Genomic DNA, 5,569 nt, shown 5'->3' on the forward strand with positions numbered 1-5,569 from the left:
TCGTATCGGCACCGCCCAGGATCACGGCGGGCACCTCGGCGTGGAGTTCCTTCTGGGCTTTTTTGTAGAGCTCGATGCGCTTGGCTTGATCGGTCACGGCACCCGCCTCGTTCATCAAGCCGATGAATTCCGGATCGCACCATGCGCCGATATTGGATGGGCTCGGTTTGCCGGAGGAGTCGCAGGTGAAATAGTTGTTCGGGATTTGGCTCGGGTCCGGAAAGTCGTAGATGCCGCCGAACATGCCGACTTGCGCCTCGCCGGCACGGGCACGGGTGATGTATTCGCCCCATTCATAGGAGACGACCTCGGCCGTCACACCGATCTTTGCCCAATCGGCCTGGATCATTTCGGCGGCCCGGCGGCCGTTCGGCATATAGGGGCGGGAAACCGGAACGGCCCATAGTTGGGTGGAGAAGCCATCGGGGAAACCGGCTTCGGCAAGCAGCTTCTTGGCCAGTTCCGGATCATATCCATGGGCGCCGAGACCCTTGTCGTGACCCCAGAGCGAGGGCGGAATGACCGCGCCCGTCACGGTTCCCATGCCGTCATAGACGAGATCGACAAGCGGCTTCATGTTGATGGCATGCGCCAGCGCCTCGCGGACGCGCTTGTCCTTGAACTTCTCCTCCCGGAAATTGAAGGTGATGAAGCCGGTCGAGGCGACCGGTGTCTGGACGAGATCGAGGTTTGGGCTTTCCTCGATCATCTGCCTATCGGCGAGATTGGGATAAAGTGCAATCTGGCATTCGCCGGCCATGGCGCGTTGCAGGCGCACCGAAGCGTCGGCACTGATGGCGAGGATCACCGCATCGAGCATCGGCGTGCGGGCCGGGTCATTGATCGCGGCGCCCCAGGTTTCCTTGAACGGCGCAAGGCGGACGGCGGCATCCTGCTGGTAGGCTTCGAGCCGGAACGGTCCCGTACCGACCGGCTCACGATCGAGGAGTTCCGGCGTACCTGCCTTGGAGAGTGCATCGGCATATTCGGCTGATGTGATCGCCAGCGACTGGTGAGCCATGATACCGATGAACGGCGCTAGCGGCTTCTTCAGTGTGAAGGCGACCGTATGGTCGTCGATCTTCTCGACAGATTCCAGCGTGTCGGCGAGCTTGGTGCTGAAGGTAATGAAATTGCCGCCGTTTACCTTGGCATACGGGTGATCCGGCTTCATCATCCGCTCGAAGGTGAACATCACGTCGTCGGCGTTGAAATCCCGTGTCGGCGTGAACCCTTCGCTCGACTGCCACTTTACGCCCGGGCGCAGCTTGAACGTATAGGTGCGGCCGTCATCGGATACGGTCCAGCTCTCGGCAAGAGCCGGCTGGATGTCCGACGAGCCGGCCTTCACCGAGACGAGGCCGTCATAGATCTGGCCAAGCACGTAAGAGGTGGTGCCGTTGCTGGTAAGCTGGGGGTTGAAGACCTCCGGCGATCCTTCGATGCAGACGGAGAGAATTGCTGCCTTGGCGGGCGCCGCCGCCATGAGAGCCAGCATGCATAAGCCGAGTGTCTTCTTCATATGTCTTCGTTCCCTTTGTTCCACCGGCCGCTTGGTGCGGCCTTGACATGATTGTGCTTCAGCCGGCCTCGCTTAAGACCGCCCGCCGGACAGATGTGCCCCGCAGATTATGATGTGAACTGGAGACGGGCCCTTCTTCGGTGGCTTGTTCCGCATCCGCATGTCGCCGGCTCCATTTCCAGAAACCGGCATAGCTTGCATGATAAAGCGCCTCGGCAATATGATTGTCAAATAGCTTGTTATCCAATCATTATAACCAGAACTCATGTTGGTTCCGGCACACCGAAAGGCCTCACGCGACAATGAACATCAGGCAGCTCGAGGCATTCCACGCGACGATCGAGGCGGGATCGGTAACCCTGGCGGGCGAGAAGCTCGGGATATCGCAGCCCGCTGTCAGCAAGCTGCTGCGCAGCTTCTCCGAAGCCTGTGGCTTTCAGCTTTTTACGCGCAGCGGCGGACGGCTGGTGCCGACGCTTGAGGCACGCATGCTGGCGGTCGAGGTGGAGCGCATGTTCTCCGGCACCAAGCGGATAGCGCGGCTAGCCGAAGCCGTTCGCAATCGGGAATGGGGAGAGGTGACGATTGCCGCGCCGCCGGCGCTTGCCACGCGTTATCTTTCACAGGCGCTCTCACCCTTCCTAAAGGAGCAGCCGGATATCCATTTCACGCTGCAAAGCCGCACATCTCCGCGGATCGGTGAACTCGTGGCCGCCGGCCAGATCGATATCGGGTTGAGCGTGCTGCCCTTCGATCATCCGAATGTCAGTTCACAGGTCATCATGCGTTTCAGCATGGTCTGCGTCCTGCCGGTGAGCCATCCGCTGGCCAAGCGGCAAGTGATCGAGATCGACGATCTACGCAACGTACCCTTCATCTCGCTCGCCCGCGACGACTGCTCTCTCATGACGATCGATCGCGCCTTCCAGCTCAAGGGCGTGCAGAAGCGCAACCGCATCGAGGTGCCGCTGTCGGAGACGGCCTGCAGTCTCGTCGCAAATGGTGTCGGCATTTCCATCGTGCCGCCTTTCGTCGGCCTCGATTATGCCGAGGACCGTCTCGTGCGTAGGACGCTTCTGCCCGAAACCTTCATGGATGTCTGGCTGTTGACGCCGAGCGGAAGACCGCTGTCGCTGGCTTCCCAGAAGCTCGTGGATTTCATCCGCGCGGCGGTCTCGCCCTTCGATCAGCGAGTCGGTCGTAAAGCCGGCTGACGGAACTTACGGGTCGCGTACGCGAGTTCCGGCCCTGTCGAAAAGGTGGAAATTGCGTGGCTCGGCCGTCAGCGTGACCGTCTCGCCGATCCGGATGCTCGAACGTCCGGGTACGCGGAAGATGATGGCATGCCCATCGTGCATGCTGCCGTGGACGTAGCTTTCGGCACCCACCAGTTCCACCGCAGCGACCTGTACTTCGGCCCGAAACGCGCTGGGAACGGCCGCGCCGGCGATGGTGATATCTTCCGGACGGATGCCGATGGTCGCGGTCCCGGACGGAAGCCCGGCTTCGGTCGACCAGCCACTGCCCTCGCGAAGCTCCATCAGGTTCATCGAAGGCGAGCCGATGAAAGTGGCGACGAAGGTGGTCGCGGGCTTCTCATAAAGCTCGATCGGAGTGCCAACCTGCTCGATGCGGCCACCGTTCAGCACCACCAACCGATCGGCAAGCGTCATGGCCTCCATCTGGTCGTGCGTGACGTAGATCGAGGTGGTTGCGAGCGAGCGTTGCAGCCGGCGGATTTCGACGCGCATCTGAACTCTCAGCTTGGCGTCGAGGTTGGAAAGCGGTTCGTCGAACAGGAAGGCCGCCGGCTTGCGCACGATCGCCCGGCCCATGGCGACGCGCTGGCGCTGTCCGCCGGAAAGCTGTCGCGGCCTGCGCTCCAGGAAGGGCTCGATCTCCAGGGCTCGCGCGGCCTCGGTGATGCGCCGATCGATCTCGTCCTTCGGCGTGTTGCGGTTCTTCAGGCCGTAGGCGAGGTTCTGACGAACCGTCATGTGCGGATAGAGCGCATAGTTCTGAAAGACCATGGCGATATCGCGCTCCGCCGGCTCCAGCCCGTTGATGACCTTGCCGGAAATCAGGATGTCGCCGGAAGTGATGCTCTCGAGTCCCGCCACCATGCGAAGCAGCGTGGATTTTCCGCAGCCTGAGGGACCGACGAGAACGATCATCTCGCCGTCCTCTATGTCGAGCGAGACGCCCTTGATCGCCTCCACGCCGCCCCCATAGACCTTCCGGACATCCTTCAGTTCAATTTCTGCCATTACTTTTCGGTCTCCACCAAACCTTTGACGAACCAGCGCTGCATGAGCACCACGACGATGACGGGGGGAATGATCGCCAGGATCGCTGTGACCATGACGTAGTTCCAGGGCGTCGAGGCGTCGGTGAAATCCACCATGCGCCGCAAGCCGATGATGATCGTGTTCATCTGGGCCTGGTCGGTGACGAGCAGCGGCCAGAGATATTGTGTCCAGCCGTAGATGAACAGGATCACGAAGAGCGCCGCGATATTGGTCGTCGAGAGCGGCAGCAGGATATCCCGCATGAAGCGGAACGGGCCGGCATTGTCGATGCGCGCGGCCTCCACCATCTCGCCGGGGATCGTCAGGAAGAACTGGCGGAACAGGAATGTTGCGGTCGCCGATGCCATGAGCGGTAGAGTAAGCCCTGCATAGGTGTTGAGGAGCCCCAGATCGACGATCACCTTGTAGGTGGGCAGGATACGCACTTCGACCGGCAGCATGAGCGTGATGAAGATCATCCAGAAGAAGCCCATGCGGAAGGGAAAGCGGAAGAAGACGATGGCGAAGGCGGAAAGAAACGAGATGACGATCTTGCCGATCGCGATCGCCAGCGCCACCACGAAGCTGTTGAACAAAAGCCGCTCCAGACTGACGCCGACCACCCGCTCGACGCCGCCCGACATCGCCTCGCGATAGTTTTCGATAAGATGGCCGCCGGGAAGCAGCGACATCGGTGGGCGTATGATCCCGATCGAGGTCGTCGTCGAGGCGATGAAGGTGTAATAGATCGGGAAGGCCACGATGATGATGCCGATGACCAGCATCAGATGCCCGAAAAGCGTGGCGAGAGGTCGGTTTTCAATCATGTTACCTCACCCGTAATGCACGCGCCGCTCGACGAAGCGGAACTGGAAAGCTGTCAGCATGATGACGATGATCATCAGGATGACGGACTGGGCAGCCGACGAGCCGAGATTGAGGTTCACGAAGCCATCGTTATAGACCTTGTAGACAAGCGTTTCCGTCGCCTTGGCCGGGCCGCCGCCGGTCACGGCATGGATGATGCCGAACGTATCGAAGAATGCATAGACGGTGTTGACCACCAGCAGGAAGAAGGTGGTCGGCGCAAGCAGCGGAAAGACGATCGTCCAGAAGCGCCGGCTGCCGCGCGCGCCATCGATCGCCGCAGCTTCAAGCAATGACTTAGGAATCGCCTGCAAGCCAGCGACAAAGAACAGGAAATTGTAACTGATCTGTTTCCAGGCGGCGGCGAGCACGACGAGCGCCATGGCCTGGTTGCCGTCAAGCAGAGGATCCCAGCCGATGCCGTTGCGCCTCAGGATATAAGCAAGCGTGCCCATTGCCGGATTGAACATGAAGAGCCACAGCATGCCTGCGACGGCGGGCGCGACCGCGTAAGGGATGATCATCATGGTGCGGTAAAATCCACGCCCCCGAACGACGAGATCGGCGGCGGTGGCCAGAAGCAGGGCAAGAGCCATCGAGATGAGCGCCGTCAACAGGCTGAAGATGACGGTGACCCGCAAGGAGTGCAGGTAATTGGCGTCCGAGAGGATAGCGCTGAAATTGGCGAACCCGACGAAGGTGCTCTGCAGGCCGAACGGATCCTCCCGCATGGCGGACTGATAAAGCGCCTGGCTGGCGGGCCAGAAGAAGAAGATCACAGTGAGGATGATCTGCGGCGCGACCAGCAGATAGGGCAGGATCTTGTTGGGGAAGACGACGCTCTGCATCCGGTCTCTTTCGAAGGTAAGGGAAAGCCGCCCGCAGGAAAGTG

Annotated in this window: 5 protein-coding genes; 1 reads left to right on the forward strand and 4 read right to left on the reverse strand. The window is 60.7% G+C overall.

What is annotated here, in order from left to right; genetic code table 11:
- On the reverse strand, positions 1 to 1,522 hold a 1,522-nt coding region (locus ACE04I_RS17780; RefSeq protein WP_487207414.1), incomplete at its 3' end, for an ABC transporter substrate-binding protein.
- 302 nt (positions 1,523 to 1,824) lie between these two features.
- Between ACE04I_RS17780 and ACE04I_RS17785 the strand changes: the two genes are divergently transcribed.
- Positions 1,825 to 2,736 carry a LysR substrate-binding domain-containing protein gene (locus ACE04I_RS17785; protein WP_046793334.1) on the forward strand — a complete coding sequence of 304 codons (912 nt, stop codon included), beginning with the start codon at positions 1,825 to 1,827 and terminating at the stop codon, positions 2,734 to 2,736.
- A 6-nt stretch (positions 2,737 to 2,742) separates the two neighbouring features.
- On the opposite strand, the gene ACE04I_RS17790 is transcribed toward ACE04I_RS17785, so the two are convergent.
- From ACE04I_RS17790 to ugpA, 3 genes are read right to left on the reverse strand one after another with little or no spacing between them, the layout of a single operon-like run.
- Entirely contained in the window at positions 2,743 to 3,789 is a 1,047-nt protein-coding gene (locus ACE04I_RS17790; protein WP_046793335.1) for a sn-glycerol-3-phosphate import ATP-binding protein UgpC, read from the reverse strand.
- Positions 3,789 to 4,637, reverse strand: coding sequence for a sn-glycerol-3-phosphate ABC transporter permease UgpE (ugpE, locus tag ACE04I_RS17795; protein ID WP_046793336.1), 849 nt, complete (start codon positions 4,635 to 4,637; stop codon positions 3,789 to 3,791). Before ugpE ends, ACE04I_RS17790 begins: the two co-directional genes overlap by 1 nt.
- 6 nt (positions 4,638 to 4,643) lie before the next feature.
- Entirely contained in the window at positions 4,644 to 5,525 is an 882-nt protein-coding gene (ugpA, locus tag ACE04I_RS17800) for a sn-glycerol-3-phosphate ABC transporter permease UgpA (protein WP_046793337.1), read from the reverse strand.
- Positions 5,526 to 5,569: the final 44 nt, after the last annotated feature.

The organism is Rhizobium moroccans, assembly GCF_057559155.1.